The organism is Streptomyces sp. NPDC055099, assembly GCF_053607685.1.
Genome location: NZ_JBSGUA010000030.1, coordinates 1 through 17,236, shown reverse-complemented (window position 1 = coordinate 17,236; position 17,236 = coordinate 1). Strand labels below are relative to the sequence as shown.

Sequence of the window (17,236 nt, the reverse complement as noted above, 5' to 3'; positions counted from 1 at the left end):
ACGTCGCGTTCACCGCGCCGGTTTCGAGTTCACCACGAAGTGCGCCCCGTCGGGGTCGCTCAGGAGCGCCTCCGTGGCACCTTGAGCTCCCTGCAGCACGCTGCCGCCGTGGGCGCGCGCGGCCCGGATACAGGCGTCCACGTCGTCGACCGTGAAGTGGATCTGCCAGTGGGGCCGGATCTCCGGATCGGGCGCCGATTCCACCGCGCCCGAATGGATGCGGGCCACGATGTCACCCTGGCTGCGCAGCACGACCCGTTCGTCCTCGTAGTGGACCTCGCAGCAGCCCGATGACGTGGACGCCCAGCCGAGGACCTCCGCGTAGAAGATGGCCGCGTCGAAGGCGTCACGGGTGTAAAGCTCCACGAAGACCGGGGCCGCGCGGCGCCACGCCTCCCAGTCGGACACCAGCTCGCCCTCCCAGATGCCGAAGACGGCTCCTTCGCGGTCGGCGAGCAGCGCCGCCCGGCCGGGCGGGAACGAGAGGGGCCCCACCGCGGTCGTCCCGCCCCGCTCCTGGCTGCGGGCCACGGTCTCGTTCGCGTCGGATGCGGCGAAGAAGGGGGTCCAGGCCACGGCCGCCCGCCCCATGGCCTCGACGGCGGACACACCCGCCACCGGAACTCCGTTCACACTCGCGAACCGGTACTGGTCGCCCAGCTTGCCGACGCGCCAGTCCCACCCCAGTACGGCGTGGTAGAAGGCCTGCGCGGACTCCAGATCCCGCGTGGTCAGGCTGACCCAACAGGGTGCGCCGAACACCGAGCTGGTGGGAACGTTGCGGCTTGCGGATGCCTTTTGGCTGCTCATCTTTGTGTACCGTTCCGAGGTCGAAGGGCGCCCCACCCTCTTCGGGCTACTGGCGCCCGACCTGTGCGGCCGGGTGACGACCCGCATCGGCGGCCCGCGCCCGTGATCCCTGTCGGCTCCATCATCCCCACAGAGGGGCCTCGCGTCGCGCCAGGCACAAGCGACCCATTCCCCTGCATGGATGACCACGGGCCGGGAACCCGGGCCCATGACGGCGTCAGTGGGCATCAGGCGACTGGCGGGCGCGTTTTCTCACCAAATGGGGTACATGAGTGATATGCGCACTCACAGCTATACCGTTCTGGCCGTCGAGGGCGGCGGCTCGCTGATCTTCATCATCGTCGGCGTCGCCGTGGTCATCGGCCTGCTCGCCATGTTCGTCAGCGGACGGCGCCGCGCGGCCCGCCGCACCGAGCCCACCACGCCCGCCCACAACGTCGATCCCCCCAGCGGCGAAGCCCAGCGCGGCACCACCTGGCAGACCCCCGACGACGACCCCGACCAGGGACACCCGCACCCCTGAGCGTCGGGGCGGGGCGGTGAAGGGGGTCTGGCGTCGACGGTGTGGCGCGAGGGAGGGTTCTCTCGCCGGAGACGAGTGCGGGGGAGCCCGCCACCAGGAGGGGAGACACCACCGTCATGCCATCGCAGCAAGAACTCGGTGTGGCCGTCATCGGCACCGGGAAGATGGGCGCGGATCATGTGCGCCGGCTCCATGACGTCATCAGTGGAGCGCGGGTGGCGGCCGTCGCCGACATCGAGGCGGAGCGGGCGAAGTCCCTGGCCGCCACGATCGACGGCTGTACGGCCTACACCGATCCGGTGGCCGCCATGGCGTCGGGAGAGGTGGACGCCGTACTCATCGCCTCTCCCGGTCCCGCCCACGAGGCGGCCCTGACCGAGGCGCTCGGCCTTGATCTGCCGGTGTTGTGCGAGAAGCCGATGACTCCGGACACGGCCTCCTCCCTGCGGATCCTGGAGGCGGAGCAGAGGCTCGGGCACCGGCGCATCCAGGTGGGCTTCATGCGGCGCTACGACTGCGAGTACGCGAAGCTCAAGGCCATGCTCGACAGCGGCGAGCTGGGCCGGGCGCTGATGCTGCACCAACGCCACCGCAACCTGGCCATGCCGCCCGGGTTCACCGACGACATGCTCATCACCAGCTCGGTCGCCCACGAGGTGGACGCGACCCGCTGGCTGCTCGACCAGGAGATCGTGGCGGTCACCGTGCACCACCCGGCTCCGTCGTCGCTCGCCCCGGCCGGCATGAACGACCCTCAGCTCGTCCTGTTCGAGACCGCGGCGGGCGCGCTCGTCGACGTCGAGATCTTCGGCCACTGCGGTTACGGCTACCAGGTCCAGGCCGAGGCCGTCTGCGAGCGGGGAACCGTGCGCATCGGGGACGAACAGGGGCCCCGGGTGAGCGTCGACGGCCGGTGGGGAGGCCACATGCCCCCGGACTACGTCGAGCGTTTCGAGGACGCCTACGACCGTGAGGTGCAGGCCTGGGTGGACGCCACCCGCAGGGGCGAGGTCACAGGACCGAGCGCCTGGGACGGCTACGCGGCCGCGGCGGTGTGCGAGGCGGGCGTGGTGTCCCAGCGAGAGGGCGGCCGCGTCGAGGTGGAACTGGTCGAACGCCCGGACTTCTACGGGCGGGCCGTGCGGCGGGACTGAAGGGCAATGGCGGCAAGGCGGGGTGGGCGGCACCGGATCGGTGCCGCCCACCCCGCCTTCGTGCCATGCCGATGCCTTCGCACCGAGGCGATCAGGTGTGCCTACGGGCGGACGTTGAGCACCAGCTTCCCGGTGACGCGACCCGTCTCGCCCTCCGCGTGTGCCTTGGCGGCCTCGGAGAGCGGGTACGTCTGCGACACGTGGACCCGCAGCTGCCCGGACTCGGCGAGCGCGGCGACGGCCGTCATGCCCGCCTGGTCGTGCTCCACGAGCATGTCCGTGGCGCGCACGCCCAACTCGGCGGCGCGCTCGGCCACTTCACCGAAGTTGCCGGGCAGGATCGACACCAGGATGCCGCCCGGACGCAGAACCTCCAGGGAGCGCAGCCGGTCCTCGCCGCCCAGCGGGTCGAGGACGACGTCGATGTCGCGGGCCTCCTTGACGAAATCGGCGGTGCGGTAGTCGATGACCTCGTCCGCGCCCAGGCCGCGCACGAAGTCGTGCTTGGCGGCCGAGGCCGTGCCGATGACGTAGGCGCCGCGTGCCTTGGCGATCTGCACCGCCGCGTGGCCCACGCCGCCGGCCGCCGCGTGCACCAACACCCGCTGGCCCGGCTCTACTTGCGCGTTGTCCACCAGGGCCTGCCAGGCGGTCAGCGAGACCAGCGGCAGGGCGCCCGCCTCGACGTGGCTCAACCCCGCGGGCCTCGGCACGAAGGCGCGGGTGGGGCCGGTCACGTACTCGGCGTGCGAACCGGCCCCGTACGGGTACGGCAGCATGCCGAACACCTCGTCGCCCGGCTCGAACAGCGAGACGCCGATGCCGACCGCCTCGACGACGCCCGACACGTCCCAGCCGAGCGTGAACGGAGGCTGTCCCAGGAACGCACCGAACCTGCGGTGCTTCCAGTCGGTCGGGTTCACGCCCGCCGCGTGCACGGCGACGAGGATCTGGCCGACTCCGGGCTCGGGGCGGGCGACCTCGATCTCCTTGAGTACGTCGGGCTCGCCCAGGACGTCCTGGCTGATGGCCTTCATGGTCACGGTGTCGTTGGTCATGACTCCAGCGTGCGGCAAGGGTCTGACCTGGGCAATGGCAAGATTGCCATTCAGCGATAGAATCGTGCCATGGCTTCGATGGATCCGATGGACTTTCTCCCCGGTCGCCCGCACCGTGTGGTCGTACTCGCCCTCGACGGCGTCTACCCCTTCGAGCTGGGCATCCCCAACAGGGTCTTCCCGTTGGTCCCCGGGGCCTACGAGGTGGTGACCTGCACGGCGACGGACGACCGCACGGTGGCCACCGACGCCGATTTCAGCATCACCGTCGAGCACGGCCCCGAGGCGCTGGCGAGCGCCGACACGGTGGTGCTGCCGCCGTACTCCCTGCGGCGCATCTCCGCCGAGCTGCCGGAGCCGGTGCGCGACGCGCTCTCGCGGGTCAGGCCGGGCACGCGGTTCGTCTCCATCTGCACGGGGGCGTTCACGCTCGCCGCGGCCGGGCTTTTGGACGGGCGGCCCGCGACGACGCACTGGGCGCTCGCGGACCACTTCCGGAAGATGTTCCCCGGCGTCGACCTGGACGCCGACGTGCTGTTCGTCGACGACGGTGATGTGTTGACCTCGGCGGGGGCCGCGTCCGGGGTCGACGTGTGCCTGCACGTGGTGCGCTCCGACCATGGCAGCGCGGTCGCCAACCGGGTCGCCCGGCACTGTGTCGTACCCCCGTGGCGGGAGGGCGGCCAGGCCCAGTACATCGAGCAGCCGATCCCGGACGAGGGCGCCACCGGCACCTCCGCCACCCGTGCCTGGGCCCTGGAGCACCTCGACCGGCCGCTCGCCCTGCGGGAGCTGGCCGCGCACGCCCGGCTGAGCCCGCGCACCTTCGCCCGCCGCTTCCAGGAGGAGACGGGCACGAGCCCCGGCCGATGGCTGATCCAGCAGCGGGTGCACCGGGCCCGGCAGCTACTCGAGTCCAGTGACCTGCCGATCGACCGGATCGCCGCGGAGGTGGGCTTCGCCACGGGTACGTCGTTGCGGCAGCATCTGCACGCGGCGATCGGGGTGTCGCCGCAGGTGTACCGGAAGACGTTCCAGGCGGGAGCGGGAGCGGTCGCGGGCGACGCAAGGCCCTGACCAGCACTGATGCGCACCGATCGCGGAGCGGGGCGGTAGATGTAACGGCCAGCTGCCGGGGGTGGGGTTGCACTGGAATGGTCACTGCACGCAAGGGGGTGTGCACCGAAAGTAAGGATCGACCATGGGTAAACGTCAGTCTCCCCGGGACAAGCGCCGCGCTCGCGACCAGGAGCGCAGCAAGCAGCAGCCCCGCAGGCAGGACGAGCAGACCGACGTCGAGAGGGTCGAGGAGCACCGACGCCCTGAGCGCGGCGGCAAGCCGGGCGGCGACATGGACTTCTAGGCCTAGAGGCCTAGCTACGGCGCCTCACCTGCCCCCTGAGGGATAGGTGAGGCGCCGCAGTCATGCTCCGGCGCCCCCTCACGAGGGGTGCGCCTCACGCCAGGCCGCCATGGAGCGGTTCCACTCCTCGCCGTCCAGCGCGGTGAGCGAGGCCGGAAACAGACCGTCCTCCTCCTTGGCGATGTGCCGGTGCAGCTCCTCGACGGCTTCGACGAGAGTGCGTACGTCGTCGGGATCGGCCAGGTCGAGAGCGGGCAACAGCGCTGCCAGCTCGCGGTGTTCGCGCTCCAGGTCCGCGATGTAGTCCGCGTACTCGGGATCTTCGCGCATCACCGTGAACAGTCCGTTCTCCTCACCCCGCCAGTGCGTCTCCAGCTCACGGGCCATGAGATCCACGAGCGTGCGCGCCCGAACGGTGTCCCCCCGCTCCAGAGCACGGACCGCGTCCCCCGCCGCATCGGTGACGCGCTCGTGCTCGGCGATGAACTCCTTGATCAGAGGAATCTCTCGACAACCGCAGTAGTGACACATGCGCTTGTTCTAGGCGAAACCCGGCCCTGACGCAGGGACGCCACGCGCGTGCGCTCGACGGGGGACCAGGTAGGCTGCCCGCTCGCTGACGTGGGACGAGGGGGAGCGATCATTCGCGGCGTGGTGGGGATCAGGGGTATCTGCAGTAGGGGAGTGGCGGTCGGTTTTGTGCTGGCCGTTGTGTTCGGGGCGGCGGGGTGTGGGGCAGGTGCCGAGCCCGGTGAGTCGCGGAGTACGCGTTCTGCCGGGAAAGATGACCGGCCCAAGGGTTCGCTCACCTGGGAGTTCGAGCACGTCGCGGACTTCAGTGGGGAGCTGTCCGATGTCGCTGTCCTGGGCGAGGACGACATCTGGGCCGTCGGGAGCGAGAACGACGGCGGGGGCAAGGCCCGCCTGTTGCACTACGACGGTTCGGCGTGGAAGCGCGAACCCCTTCCCGAAGCTCTCGGCGACAGCGTCTACCCGCCGTTGCTCGAAGAGGCAGGAGGAGACGAGCTGTGGTTGCGGCCGCAGGGCTCGGAGGATGCCTCCGCCGTGAGCCGCTGGGCCAAGTGGGACGGCAGCCGCTGGTCCGCGATGCCCAGCCCACCGCCGGGCAACCCTGGCGAGCTCCATGCCGAGGGCCCGGACGACATCTGGGCCCTCGGCGGCGAGCGGACCGCCCAGCACTGGGACGGCACCCGCTGGGTCGCCACCCAGCTGCCGTACGAAGCAGCCGACCTCACCGTGGTGGGACCGGACGACGTCTGGGCGGTCGGCAGCCGCTCGGCCGGGCCGGGCACGGAGCTGGAAGGCTCCGGTGGCGGGTACAGCCAGCCCGCGTCGATGCACTGGGACGGCACCTCCTGGAAGGCGGTGGAGACTCCGCAATTCCGCTTCGAGGAGCCGCTTCCGCCCGAGCCCGGTGCCGGCCTCGGCCAGGTCTTCGCGCTCGACAGCGGCGAGGTGCGCGCGTACGGCATGAACTCCTTCAACCACGGCGAGGTCGAGAACGAACCCGAGGAGCAGTACATCCGGCTGCGCTGGGACGGCTCGAAGTGGGTCGAACAGAAGGCCGCGCCCGGTGGATGCGAGCTGCGGACCCCGGTGGGCCAGGACGAAAAGGGCCTGTTCCTCGACGGCAACTGGTACATGACCGACGACGGCCGGTGCGTGAAGATCAAGCGCCATCGCCTGCCGCTGTCGTCGGGAGCCCGCAAGGAGTCCAACCAGTCGCTGTGGCTGAAGGAGATCCACCGGGTGCCGGGCACCGACGAGTGGCTGGGCGCCGGGCACGTCCAGGTCAACCAGTCGGGAGACCCCTTCGGCGCCCCCGTCGTCGTACGCCTCAAGCGAGGCGGCTGACCCGAGCGAGCGGCGTCGGGAGGGTTACGCGTCGGCCCCGTACGTTCCGTACTCCGGTCGTCCCGCCGCTTCGTAGACCTGAATCGCCAGTCCGCCCGGCGTCGTCTCATTGCTCAGGAGCCGCAGACCGACCGGCGCGCCGCCGTCCGGAAGGAGGCGGCGGCCCGTGCCCACGATCACGGGCGCGATGGCCAGGCGCAGTTCGTCGACCAGGCCGGCGGCCAGCAGGGACTGGCCGAGGCGCCCGCTGCCGTGGATCTGCAGCTCGCGGCCGGGCTGCCGCTTCAGCTCGGCGACCTGGGCGGGGATGTCGCCGGACAGGATCGTGGTCGGGTCCCACTCGGCCGTGGTCAGGCTGTGGGAGGCCACGTACTTCGGCAGCCCGTTCAAGATGGCGGCCGACGGATGCTCGGTCATCTTCGGCCAGTCCCGCGCGAAGTTCAGATACGTACGGCGGCCGAACAGGAACGCGTCGGCCTGACCGAGCCACGTACCCGCCAGCCTTTCGAACTCCTCGTCGAGATGCGGCACGAACCAGCCACCCCGGGTGAACCCGTCACTGGTGTCCTCGTCCGGCGCCCCCGGGCCCTGGTAGACGCCGTCGAGCGACAGGAACTCCTGCAGTACCAACCTCATCGCGCACCACTTTCGTGATCGGGGGACCGGCCGTCCCTCTCACCCTTCAGACAGCGTGCCGCACGAGGACTCATCGGTCCGGGCGACATCGATCTGATGTGTGCGGAGTTCACGCCCCGTTTTACCTGCGATTTGACCTGCGATGGCGGGATCGGAGCGGCTTGACGCCTTACGTACGGTCCGTCCGGCGTGGCGCGGCCGAGGGCGGGGTCCCGCTTCCCTCCTGAGATCCAAGGGCCATACTGGTCGGGCCCCGATCACTCACAGAACGACTTTATGGCCAAGAAAAGCAGCTCCTCGACCACCGTCCCCGACACCGCGTGGCTGGGGCGCGGGCGCCACCTCGGGCCCGAGCCCGAGCAGGATGTCCGGCGCAACCTGATCGCCCTCAAGGCGGCCGGGGTGCTCGACGACTTCCTGGACCTCGACCCCGTCGACGCGGCCCGCTCCACCGTCCTGCATCCGCGGGACGAGTCCGCCGACCCCGGCCCCTCGGCCCGCCGCCTCTTCGAGGCCCGCTGGCGGGTGGCCGACGATGTCACGGTGCGCGCGCAGCTGACCCTGTACGACCCCGAGAGCCGCCGCAAGGAAGGCGAGGGCGTCACCTGGGTCCTCGCCGCCGAGGCGGAGGCGGTGTGGGACATGCACTGGCCGTCGCCCGCCCTGATGTTCTGGCCCGACAGCGACCGGGTCGCCTGGGACCACGACACGGTGCCGGGCGTGCGCCTGCGGACGGCGAACCACCTGCCGAAGGACGACGACGAGTTGCGCCACCGGCTGCGTGACTGCACTCGGCAGAGCTGGTTCATCCATCTCGTGGTGCACGAGGCGATGACGCCGGACGCCATCGGGGAGCGGCCGCTCTCCGTGTTCCTGCCGCCGAGCCTGCGCCACCAGGTGGTCGAGCACCGGGGCACACCGGAACAGGCGCAGATCGCCGACTTCGCGATGAAGCGGGAGCTGAGCGTGCGGATGCCGCGCGGCGGCGCCGTGGTGCTGCCCACGGCGCCGCCGACGCCGGGCTACGACGCGGAGCGGTTCACGGTGCGCACCGTGTTCCTGGACGGCTCGGAACCGACCGAACTCCTCGACAGGATCAAGGAGTTCGCAGCGCTGCCGCGACCGTTGAGCGCCGAGGCCGAACAGGCCCTGACGAGGCTGCGCCAGGGCTGGCACCTGCTCACCCCGGACGAGGAGCTGACCCACGCCCAGGACATGGTCACCAGGTACGCCGAGGCCCTCGAGGCCATGACGACCTCCCGCGACCTGTACCAGCAGGCGGCCGAGGCGGCGCAGGCCGCGCTGGCCGAGGTGACCGGAGGCGACGGCGTGCCCCGCCCTTCCGCTCCGGGCCACGTCAAGGCGGACGGCTCCCCGCTGAGCGCCCTGACCAAGGCGTTCGGCCGCTTCCGGGACCCGAACAAGTAGGCAGCGGCGCCGGCGTCGCCCCCGCCCTGGGCGTGGCGCCGGGAGCCGGACTCCCTCGCAGGTGTACGGCATGGCCCACTGCAGAGCCGCAGTGAGATTACCCTGTCGGTCGGCCCTGATCGGTGGAGGACGGGCGGGCTTCGCAACTGGGCTCGGGGGACGCGGCGTTGGCGTAGCGGTGGGCCAAGTGGGCGAAGGCGGCCTTGAGTTCGCTCGGGCCGATGACCTCTATGTCGGCGTCGAACCTGCCGATGGCGGCGGCCAGGCCGACCCATGACCATGAGCCGAGGACGAGTCGGCAGCGATCGGGGCCGAGTTCCTCGACGAGTCCCTCACGGGTGTAGCGGGACACCTCGGCCGCGGGCAGGTCCAGGATCACCTCGCCGCGGCACGGCCAGTCCCCCGAGCCGTCGAAGCCCTGGAACCTGTCGGCGACGAAGGCCGCCACCTCACCGCCGGGCACCTCGCGCGGCGTGAAGCGGGGGCCCGTGGGAGTGCGCGGGGTGATCCGGTCGGCGCGGAAGGTGCGCCAGTCCTCGCGGTCCAGGTCCCAGGCCACGAGATACCAGCGCGAGCCCCAGGTGACGAGGTGATGGGGCTGCACCCGGCGCGGAGGGGGCCCGGCGCGGTCGGCGTCGGTGGCGCCGGGCATGGACACGGGGGCGTAGTCGAAGCGCAGTACCTCGCGGGCGTGCACGGCGGCACTGAGCGCCATGAGCACGTGGCCGGCCACCTGGGGGTTCGGCGAGACGGACGGCCGCTCCACGGCGGTCACCTGGAGGGTGTCGATGCGGCGACGCAGCCGACCGGGCATCACCTGGCGGACCGTGGTCAGCGCACGCGCCGCGGCCTCCTCGATGCCCGCGCCGGAGGTCGTGGCGATCTGGAGGGCCACGGCGAGCGCCACGGCCTGCTCGTCGTCGAACAGCAGCGGCGGCAGGTCCGCGCCCGCGTCGAGGCGGTAGCCCCCGTCGGGTCCCTTGACGGCCACGACGGGGTAGCCGAGCTCCCGCAGGCGGTCGACGTCCCGGCGTACGGTGCGCGGGCTGACGTCCAGCCGCTCCGCCAGCAGCGCGCCCGGCCAGTCCCGCCGCGCCTGGAGGAGAGAGAGCAGCGAGAGCAGTCGCCCCGAGGTTTTCGGCATGTCTCCATGGTGCCGCGAGAAGCGGCCACAACCTGACCGCTTCTCTTGCGAAGGTCGTGCTTGCCAGCCAGGCAACGAGCACCACCGACCGGAAGGCGCGACCACCGTGACCACGACGCCCACTACGCCCACCACCTCCAGTACTCCCAGCACCCCCGCCGCGGCTCTCGACGCCGAACGCGCCGACCTGCTCGCCGGACTCGCCGGCGCGCGATCGGCCCTGATCAACACGGTGCGCGAGCTGAGCGACGAGCAGGCGGGCCGGCAGCCGACCGTCAGCGCGCTGTGCCTCGGCGGGCTCGTCAAGCACGTCGCGTCCATCGAGGAGGGCTGGCTGCGCTTCGTCCTCGACGGCCCGTCGGCGATGCGCTACGACCTGCCCGACGGTGTCACCTGGGAGGACCTCGCGGCAGGCACAGCCCGCGAGTTCCCGCAGTGGGCGATCGACCACCAGAACGGCTTCCGGATGCTGCCCGGCGAGACGCTGGCCAGGATCCTCGCGCGTTACGAGGAGGTCGCCGCCCGCAGCGAGGAGATCATCGCCTCCGTACCCGACCTCTCGGTGACACACCCACTACCGGAAGCCCCCTGGCACGAGCCGGGAGCCGTACGCAGCGTGCGCGGGGTCCTGCTGCACGTCATCGCCGAGACCGCCCAGCACGCGGGCCACGCGGACATCCTCCGCGAGGCACTCGACGGTCGGACGTCGAGTTGAGCGAGGTCCGCCGCGGGGGCCGGGCGAGGGCCGCGGGTGCAGGATGAAACCGATGGAAAGGAACGGCGTGAGCGTCAAGGCCCGCCGCAGGAGGTCCCCGATGACCGTGCTGGACACCCGGGCGCTCAACCGCGCGACGCTCGCCCGGCAGTTACTGCTGGAGCGGGCCGACGTACCGGCCCTCGACGCGGTCGCGCACCTCGGCGGTCTGCAGGCGCAGGAGCCGCAGGAGCCGTTCTTCGGCCTCTGGTCGCGGTTGCGGGCGTTCGACCCCGCGGAGCTCTCCGACCACCTCGTACAGCGGCGCGTGGTGCGTACCCACCTCATGCGCCGCACCGTCCACCTCGTCACCGCCGACGACGCCCTGGCCTGGCGTGCCCGCCACGACACGATGCTGCGCCAACGGGTGCTCGGCGTGTACCGCGGCGAGCTCGAAGGGATGGATCTCGATGAGCTCGCGGCAGCGGGCCGGGCGGTCATGGCAGACGGTGAGCCGCGCTCCATGACCCAGCTGGCGCGGGCCCTCGCCGAGCGCTGGCCGAAGCCGGGGCCGCGGGCGCTGGGGGAGATGCTGATGGCCGTCGTCCCCATGGTGCAGTTGCCGCCGCGGGGGCTGTGGCGGACGAAGGCCGGGGTGCGCAACGTCCCGCTGTCGGCCTGGCTGGAGCGCGAGGTCGCCCCGCTGCCCCCGGACGGCTCCGACCCCGTGGGTCAGGCGTTGCTGCGTCGCTATCTGGCGGCGTTCGGACCCGCCGCATCGGCCGACCTGCGCGCCTGGTGCGGTCTCGCCGGACTGCCGGCAGCCGTGGCCGCGCTGCGCGAGGAGTTGATCACCTTCAGGGACGAGCGGGGCCGGGAGTTGCTCGATCTGCCCGAAGCGCCGCGCCCGGACCCTGAAACGCCGGCCCCGGTGCGGTTCTTGCCCGCCTTCGACAACGCGATCCTCGGTTACCAGGACCGCACCCGCATCATCGACGACGCCCACCGCGGTCTGTCCGTCGCCGGAGCCCGCGTCGTCCTGGTGGACGGCCGGGTCGCCGCCACCTGGACGGTGGAGGCGGACACCGTGACGGTCGTCCCGCTGGGCCGCTTCTCGCGGGCCGAGCGCACCGCGGTCACCGAGGAGGGCCAGGCGCTGGCGGCGTTCCTCTCCGGCGACGCGAGCGACCGCGTACGGATCTCGGCTGCGGGACCGCCGCAGTGAGGTGAGGGAGGTCCCACACGAACTCCTCGGTCACCAAAAGGTTCCTGAGGCACCGGAAAGTGCGTTCTTCCACGTCAACGCACGCTCTCCTAGGGTTCTCAAGTAACCACCGGAGAGCGAAGGCGACTTGCCCGGTCCCGGTGGCATCAATCCCGCAGGTTCCAAGGACGAGGAGCGCACACATCATGGCCATCACTCTGGTGAATCCCGACGGGTTGCCGAAGATCGACGTCTACCGGCAGGTGTCGGTCGCGACGGGGTCGAAGCTGGTGTTCCTCGCCGGGCAGGTTTCCTGGGACGCCGAGGGAGTCACGGTCGGCGAGGGCGACCTCGCCGCCCAGGTCGAGCAGTGCTATCTGAACATCGCCACCGCCCTCGCCGGAGTCGGCGCCTCCTTCGACGACGTGGCGAAGCTGACGGTGTACGTCGTCGACTGGACCCCCGACAAGATGCCCCTCTTCCTGGAAGGGGCGGCCAGGGCCGCCGCGAAGCTGGGGGTCACGCCGGTGCCGCCGGGCACGTTGATCGGCGTGGCGGCCCTGGACGTCCCCGAACACCTGGTGGAGGTCGAAGCCACCGCGGTCATCGACTGACCGGCGGCTGGGACTTCGCCGAAACACCGGCTGAATTAGGGTGATCGGTGCGAGTTCCCAGTGAGGAGAAGAGCTGTTGACGACCTTCCGGCAGCACATGACGGAGATGGCGGCGAGCGTCCTGGCGGAGTTCCCGCGGGAGTTGACCGCCGAGATCTACGCGGTCACGTTCCGGATCGACAGCGTCGACCAGGACCCGAGGTTCCCGTACCTGGCGATCGGCTACAACACCGAGACCGACGCGGCCCGGGAGTTCGCCCAGGGGGGTGGGATGGAGCCGTGGGCGAGTCGCTGGCACTACGCCTACTTCGGGCCCGTGGGGCTGGACGGCGTCCGCGTCATCGGCCATGATCCCGCGCATGATCCGGTCGGCTCCGAGCTGCACCGGGCCGAGTCGGTGGCCCAAGGCCTCTGGTACGAGGACGACCTCTCCGAGCAGGAGGAGGACGAGCGCGGCGAGGTGCTCGCCGAACAGTTCCACGAGCTGTGCGTCGACCTCGCGCGCGGCCTGCACGCCGACGGCCGGCTCGTCGGCGTCCTCGGACGGCCCGTGCCCGTGATCCTTTACGACATGTTCGACCGCGACGCGATGTTCGCCCTGACCCGTGCCGCGAACCCGCCCGAGCTGGTCACGGAGTTCCTGAGCGAGGATCCGCAGGAGCAGGACCAGCAGGTGCATGACCCGCAGGGGTAGCCGCGGCCGGCCGCAGCCAGAGGGCCGTCAGAGGTGGGAGCGTCAGGCTGATGGACGCGGCGAAGCCGTGGCCCGCTTCGGGTTCCCGCGGAAGCGGTGCGTTCTCGATGCCGCTGCCGCCGTAGCGTGACGCGTCGGTGTTGAGGATCTCCTCCCAGGCCTCGCCCGCCTCGGGGGGTACGCCGAGCCGGTAGTCGTGGCGCACCACGGGCGAGAAGTTGAAGACGGCCAGCAGCGGGCTGCCGTCGGAGGCGTGGCGCAGGAAGGCGAGGACATTGTCCTCGGCGGCGTCGGCGGTGATCCAGCGGAAGCCGGACGGGGAGGTGTCCTGCTCCCAGAGGGGCGGTGCCGTGCGGTAGTGGTGGTTCAGGTCGGCCACGAGGTGCTGGATCGCGCGGTGTTCGAGGTGGGCGGGGTTGTTCTCCTCCAGCACCCACCACTGGGGTCCCTCGGCCTCCGACCACTCGGCGCCCTGGGCGAACTCCTGTCCCATGAAGAGGAGTTGTTTGCCCGGGTGGGCCCACATGTAGGCCAGGTAGGCGCGGTGGTTGGCGCGCTGCTGCCACCAGTCGCCGGGCATCTTCGACACCAGTGCCTGCTTTCCGTGCACGACCTCGTCGTGTGAGAGAGGCAGGACGTAGTTCTCGCTGTAGGCGTACACCATCGAGAACGTCATCTCGTCGTGGTGGTACTTGCGGTGCACGGGTTCATGGGCGATGTAGGCCAGGGAGTCATGGGACCAGCCCATGTTCCACTTGAGCCCGAAGCCCAGGCCCCCCAGTCCGGCCGCCGAGGGAGAGTCCGTGGACCTCGTAACCCCGTCCCACGCGGTCGACTCCTCGGCGATGGTGACGACACCCGGACAGCGGCGGTAGACGGTGGCGTTCATCTCCTGGAGGAAGGCCACCGCGTCCAGATTCTCGCGTCCGCCGTGGGCGTTGGGCGACCAGCCGCCGTCCTCGCGCGAGTAGTCCAGGTACAGCATGGAGGCGACGGCGTCGACGCGCAGGCCGTCGATGTGGAACTCCTGGCACCAGTAAGTGGCGTTGGCGACAAGGAAGTTGCGTACTTCCTTGCGCCCGTAGTCGAAGACGAGGGTGCCCCAGTCGGGGTGCTCGGCCTGCCGCGGATCCTGCGGCTCGTACAGATGCTGGCCGTCGAACGCGGCCAGCGCCCACTCGTCGCGGGGGAAGTGGCCGGGGACCCAGTCGAGGAGGACGCCGATGCCCGCCTGGTGCAACGTGTCGACGAGGTACTTGAAGTCGTCGGGCGTGCCGAGGCGGGCCGTGGGGGCATAGAAGCCGGTGACCTGATAGCCCCACGAGCCGCCGAAGGGGTGCTCGGCGACCGGCATCAGCTCGACGTGCGTGAAGCCCAACATCTTCACGTAGTCCGTGAGTTCATGTGCCAGCTCGCGGTAGGTGGCGCCGGGCCTCCACGAGCCGAGGTGGACCTCGTACACGGACATGGGAGCCGCGTGGACCGGCCGGTCGGCCCGGTGCTCCATCCAGTGGGCGTCGCCCCACTCGTGGTGGCTGCGTGTCACCACGGAAGCCGTCGCCGGAGGTGCCTGGGTGTGGCGCGCCATCGGGTCGGCGCGCTGCGTCCGGGAGCCGTCGGCCCGGGTGATCTCGAACTTGTACATCGTCCCTTCGCCCAGGCCGGGTACGAAGAGTTCCCAGACGCCCGAGGACCCGAGGGACCGCATGGGCAGCGCCGTGCCGTCCCAGTGGTTGAAGTCGCCGCAGACGCGCACCCCGATCGCGTTCGGGGCCCACACGGCGAAGCGTGTGCCCCGCACCCCCTGGTACTCACCCAGGTGCGCGCCGAGCGCCGTCCAGAGTTCCTCGTGGCGGCCCTCGGAGATGAGATGCAGGTCCAGCTCGCCCAGGGTGGGAAGGAATCCGTAGGGGTCCTCCGACTCCAGGACGGCCTCGGGGTAGCGCACCCGCAGCGTGTGGGGGGCGGCCGGCTGCACCGGGATGCCGCCCGAGAACAGGCCGTCCCCTTCGTCGTGCAGCTCCCAGACCACGCCGTCAAGCACCGCACATACCGCCTGCGCGCCGGGGCGCAGGCAGCGCAGGTGTACGCCGTGGGGCACGGGGTGCGCGCCAAGGACCGCGTGCGGGTCGTGGTGCGCGCCGCGCAGCAGCCGGTCCCGGTCGTCGGCGGCCAGTGGGGGCAGCGCGCAGGCCCCGCGGACGGCTGCGGGGGCGGTTGCGGTGGCGGCTGGGGACACCTCGGTGACGGCCATATGTACTGCTCCTCGAACCCGACGGACGAACCTTGGCGGGCTATCAGTGGCGGACGATCAGTGGTGACGGGCGAGCCGGGCGACGGCCCGGAGGGGGACGGTGATCCAGTCGGGGCGGTGGGTCGCCTCGTAGAGAACTTCGTAGACGGCGCGGTCCGCCTCGTGTGCGTGCAGCAGCACCGGGATGTCCTGCGGATCGAAGAGGCCGGTCGCGCCGTATCCGTCACAGAAGGCGGTGCGGCAGCGCGCGGCCCATTCCGGGCGCGCCGCCTTCTCGACGTGGGCGGCGTAGTCGAAGGAGCGCAGCATGCCGGCGATGTCGTGGATCGGGGAGCGGTCGGCGCGCCGTTCCGCCAGGGGTTTGGCGGGCTCGCCCTCGAAGTCGACGACATGCCACCGGCCTTCGGCTTGCAGCACCTGCCCCAGGTGGAGGTCGCCGTGGATGCGCTGCAGGTGCAGGCCGCCGTCCGTCGCGGCGAGCCGGATGAAGACCTCCCGCAGGCCCGACACGTGCGAGCGCAGGGCGGGCACACTGGCCGCCGCCTGCAGAAGCCGGTGGGTCATCTGGTCGGCCAGCCGCGTGTGGTGGTCCGCGGTGGGCTCGGCCACCGGGAACGACTCGGCGAGCGCCACGTGCAACTCGCCGGTCAGGCAGCCCAGCTCGTGTGCCTGGTCGGAGAAGTCGCCCTGGGCGAGGGCCGATTGCATGGCCAGGGTCCAGCCGTCGGTCGCGCCGGGCAGGAAGCGCTGTACGACGCCCAAGGTGCCCCAGAACGGCTGGGAGGTGTGGAACCAGGCGACGGGCTCCGGGACCCGGGTGTACCCGTGCCGGGCCAGCACCCCTGGGATCTCCAGGTCGGGGTTGATGCCGGGCTGGATGCGGCGGAACAGCTTCAGGATGATCTCGTCGCCGTACACGATGGACGTGTTCGACTGCTCGACGTCCAGGACGCGCGGCATGAGGCCCGCCGGGACCGCCGAGCGGGGGAACGACTCGAAGCGCAGGTCCCCCATGACGCCGCCGCGCCGGATCCGGTCCAGGAGCAGCATCGTGGCCCGCGGGTCGTAGAGCGCGTCGTAGACCCACAGGTCCTGTCCCTGGGAGCCTTCCATCCGGCCCAGGAGGCAGCCTTTGAGGCGGGGCGGCAGGTCGGTGACGGCGCCGAGCAGCAGTTGGTAACAGGCGGTGTCCTGCGGGAGTCCGGTCTGTTCGACCCGCACCAGCAGGTGAAAGACGTCGGGGGTCAGCTCCGTCGCGGCCGTCACGGAGACGCCGGTGACGGCACGCTCCCGGTGGGCGAACCATCTTTGCCGTGGCAGCCAGCGGCTCAGCAGGGTCGCCAGCGTCGGGCCGGCGAGCGGATGAGGCTTGGTGCCGTACGACAGCAGCAGGGGCGAAGACATGACGTCACGTCCGATCACTTTGTGGAACGCACGGTCCTAGGCGCTCTTTCGCAGAGTCGGAACCAGTAGGAGCCGTGCCCGGCGAGGGTCAGGAGATAGGGAAGTTCGCCGATGGCGGGGAAGCGGACGCCGCCCATGAGCTCGACGGGGCTGCGGCCGTCGTAGGCCCGCAGGTCGAGCTCGGTGGGCTGCGCGAAGCGGGAGAAGTTGTGCACGCACAGGACCAGGTCGTCCTTGTACTCGCGCAGGAAGGCGAGGACGGCGGCGTTGGAGGAGGCGAGCTCGATGTAGGAGCCGAGTCCGAAGGCGGGGTTCTGTTTGCGGATCTCGATCATCCTGCGGGTCCAGTGCAGGAGTGAGGAGGGCGAGGACATGGAGGCC

At 70.9% G+C, this 17,236-nt stretch carries 18 protein-coding genes; 10 read left to right on the top strand and 8 right to left on the bottom strand.

What is annotated here, in order from left to right:
• Positions 1-9: 9 nt before the first annotated feature.
• A complete protein-coding gene (locus tag ACWFRU_RS39345; protein WP_453693159.1) occupies positions 10-810 on the bottom strand; it encodes a VOC family protein in 801 nt (266 codons plus the stop codon).
• Between the two features lie 277 nt (positions 811-1,087).
• Here ACWFRU_RS39345 and ACWFRU_RS39340 point away from each other — a divergent pair, with 277 nt between their 5' ends.
• Together ACWFRU_RS39340 and ACWFRU_RS39335 are read left to right on the top strand one after the other, a co-directional pair.
• Positions 1,088-1,333, top strand: coding sequence for a DUF6479 family protein (locus tag ACWFRU_RS39340; protein WP_453693157.1), 246 nt, complete (start codon positions 1,088-1,090; stop codon positions 1,331-1,333).
• 116 nt (positions 1,334-1,449) lie between these two features.
• A complete protein-coding gene (locus ACWFRU_RS39335) occupies positions 1,450-2,487 on the top strand; it encodes a Gfo/Idh/MocA family protein (RefSeq protein ID WP_453693155.1) in 1,038 nt (345 codons plus the stop codon).
• Between the two features lie 101 nt (positions 2,488-2,588).
• Here the strand turns inward: ACWFRU_RS39335 and ACWFRU_RS39330 are convergent, their stop codons facing one another.
• Complete coding sequence (locus ACWFRU_RS39330) at positions 2,589-3,545, bottom strand: NADP-dependent oxidoreductase (RefSeq protein ID WP_453693153.1); 957 nt, start codon at positions 3,543-3,545, stop codon at positions 2,589-2,591.
• Between the two features lie 69 nt (positions 3,546-3,614).
• Between ACWFRU_RS39330 and ACWFRU_RS39325 the strand changes: the two genes are divergently transcribed.
• The gene (locus ACWFRU_RS39325) at positions 3,615-4,622 is read left to right on the top strand and encodes a GlxA family transcriptional regulator (protein ID WP_453693151.1); all 1,008 of its coding nucleotides are present in this window, start codon (positions 3,615-3,617) and stop codon (positions 4,620-4,622) included.
• A 124-nt stretch (positions 4,623-4,746) separates the two neighbouring features.
• Positions 4,747-4,908 carry a hypothetical protein gene (locus ACWFRU_RS39320; protein WP_453693149.1) on the top strand — a complete coding sequence of 54 codons (162 nt, stop codon included), beginning with the start codon at positions 4,747-4,749 and terminating at the stop codon, positions 4,906-4,908.
• Positions 4,909-4,986: 78 nt separating this feature from the next.
• On the opposite strand, the gene ACWFRU_RS39315 is transcribed toward ACWFRU_RS39320, so the two are convergent.
• Complete coding sequence (locus tag ACWFRU_RS39315; RefSeq protein WP_453693147.1) at positions 4,987-5,439, bottom strand: hemerythrin domain-containing protein; 453 nt, start codon at positions 5,437-5,439, stop codon at positions 4,987-4,989.
• Positions 5,440-5,607: 168 nt separating this feature from the next.
• Here ACWFRU_RS39315 and ACWFRU_RS39310 point away from each other — a divergent pair, with 168 nt between their 5' ends.
• The gene (locus tag ACWFRU_RS39310; protein WP_453693145.1) at positions 5,608-6,783 is read left to right on the top strand and encodes a hypothetical protein; all 1,176 of its coding nucleotides are present in this window, start codon (positions 5,608-5,610) and stop codon (positions 6,781-6,783) included.
• Between the two features lie 24 nt (positions 6,784-6,807).
• Here the strand turns inward: ACWFRU_RS39310 and ACWFRU_RS39305 are convergent, their stop codons facing one another.
• On the bottom strand, positions 6,808-7,419 hold the full coding sequence (locus ACWFRU_RS39305; RefSeq protein ID WP_453693143.1) for a dihydrofolate reductase family protein: 612 nt from the start codon (positions 7,417-7,419) through the stop codon (positions 6,808-6,810).
• Positions 7,420-7,695: 276 nt separating this feature from the next.
• On the opposite strand from ACWFRU_RS39305, the gene ACWFRU_RS39300 reads away from it, so the two are divergent.
• Entirely contained in the window at positions 7,696-8,847 is a 1,152-nt protein-coding gene (locus ACWFRU_RS39300; RefSeq protein WP_453693141.1) for a hypothetical protein, read from the top strand.
• Between the two features lie 97 nt (positions 8,848-8,944).
• Here the strand turns inward: ACWFRU_RS39300 and ACWFRU_RS39295 are convergent, their stop codons facing one another.
• Complete coding sequence (locus ACWFRU_RS39295; RefSeq protein ID WP_453693139.1) at positions 8,945-9,991, bottom strand: helix-turn-helix transcriptional regulator; 1,047 nt, start codon at positions 9,989-9,991, stop codon at positions 8,945-8,947.
• Positions 9,992-10,097: 106 nt separating this feature from the next.
• On the opposite strand from ACWFRU_RS39295, the gene ACWFRU_RS39290 reads away from it, so the two are divergent.
• The 4 genes from ACWFRU_RS39290 to ACWFRU_RS39275 all read left to right on the top strand — a co-directional run bounded on the left by ACWFRU_RS39290 (position 10,098) and on the right by ACWFRU_RS39275 (position 13,197).
• Complete coding sequence (locus tag ACWFRU_RS39290; RefSeq protein WP_453693137.1) at positions 10,098-10,706, top strand: DinB family protein; 609 nt, start codon at positions 10,098-10,100, stop codon at positions 10,704-10,706.
• Between the two features lie 100 nt (positions 10,707-10,806).
• Positions 10,807-11,910 carry a winged helix DNA-binding domain-containing protein gene (locus ACWFRU_RS39285; RefSeq protein ID WP_453693135.1) on the top strand — a complete coding sequence of 368 codons (1,104 nt, stop codon included), beginning with the start codon at positions 10,807-10,809 and terminating at the stop codon, positions 11,908-11,910.
• A 185-nt stretch (positions 11,911-12,095) separates the two neighbouring features.
• Positions 12,096-12,503 (top strand): RidA family protein, encoded by a 408-nt coding sequence (locus ACWFRU_RS39280; protein ID WP_453693133.1) that lies wholly within the window; start codon positions 12,096-12,098, stop codon positions 12,501-12,503.
• Positions 12,504-12,579: 76 nt separating this feature from the next.
• On the top strand, positions 12,580-13,197 hold the full coding sequence (locus tag ACWFRU_RS39275) for a hypothetical protein (RefSeq protein WP_453693131.1): 618 nt from the start codon (positions 12,580-12,582) through the stop codon (positions 13,195-13,197).
• Here the strand turns inward: ACWFRU_RS39275 and glgB are convergent.
• The 3 genes from glgB to ACWFRU_RS39260 form a co-directional block, all read right to left on the bottom strand.
• Positions 13,133-15,451 carry a 1,4-alpha-glucan branching protein GlgB gene (gene glgB / locus ACWFRU_RS39270; protein WP_453693129.1) on the bottom strand — a complete coding sequence of 773 codons (2,319 nt, stop codon included), beginning with the start codon at positions 15,449-15,451 and terminating at the stop codon, positions 13,133-13,135. The genes ACWFRU_RS39275 and glgB overlap by 65 nt on opposite strands.
• A 57-nt stretch (positions 15,452-15,508) precedes the next feature.
• Entirely contained in the window at positions 15,509-16,855 is a 1,347-nt protein-coding gene (locus tag ACWFRU_RS39265) for a maltokinase N-terminal cap-like domain-containing protein (RefSeq protein ID WP_453693127.1), read from the bottom strand.
• 14 nt (positions 16,856-16,869) lie between these two features.
• Positions 16,870-17,236 (bottom strand): alpha-glucosidase C-terminal domain-containing protein (locus ACWFRU_RS39260; RefSeq protein ID WP_453693125.1); only part of this gene is annotated, 367 nt, incomplete at its 5' end.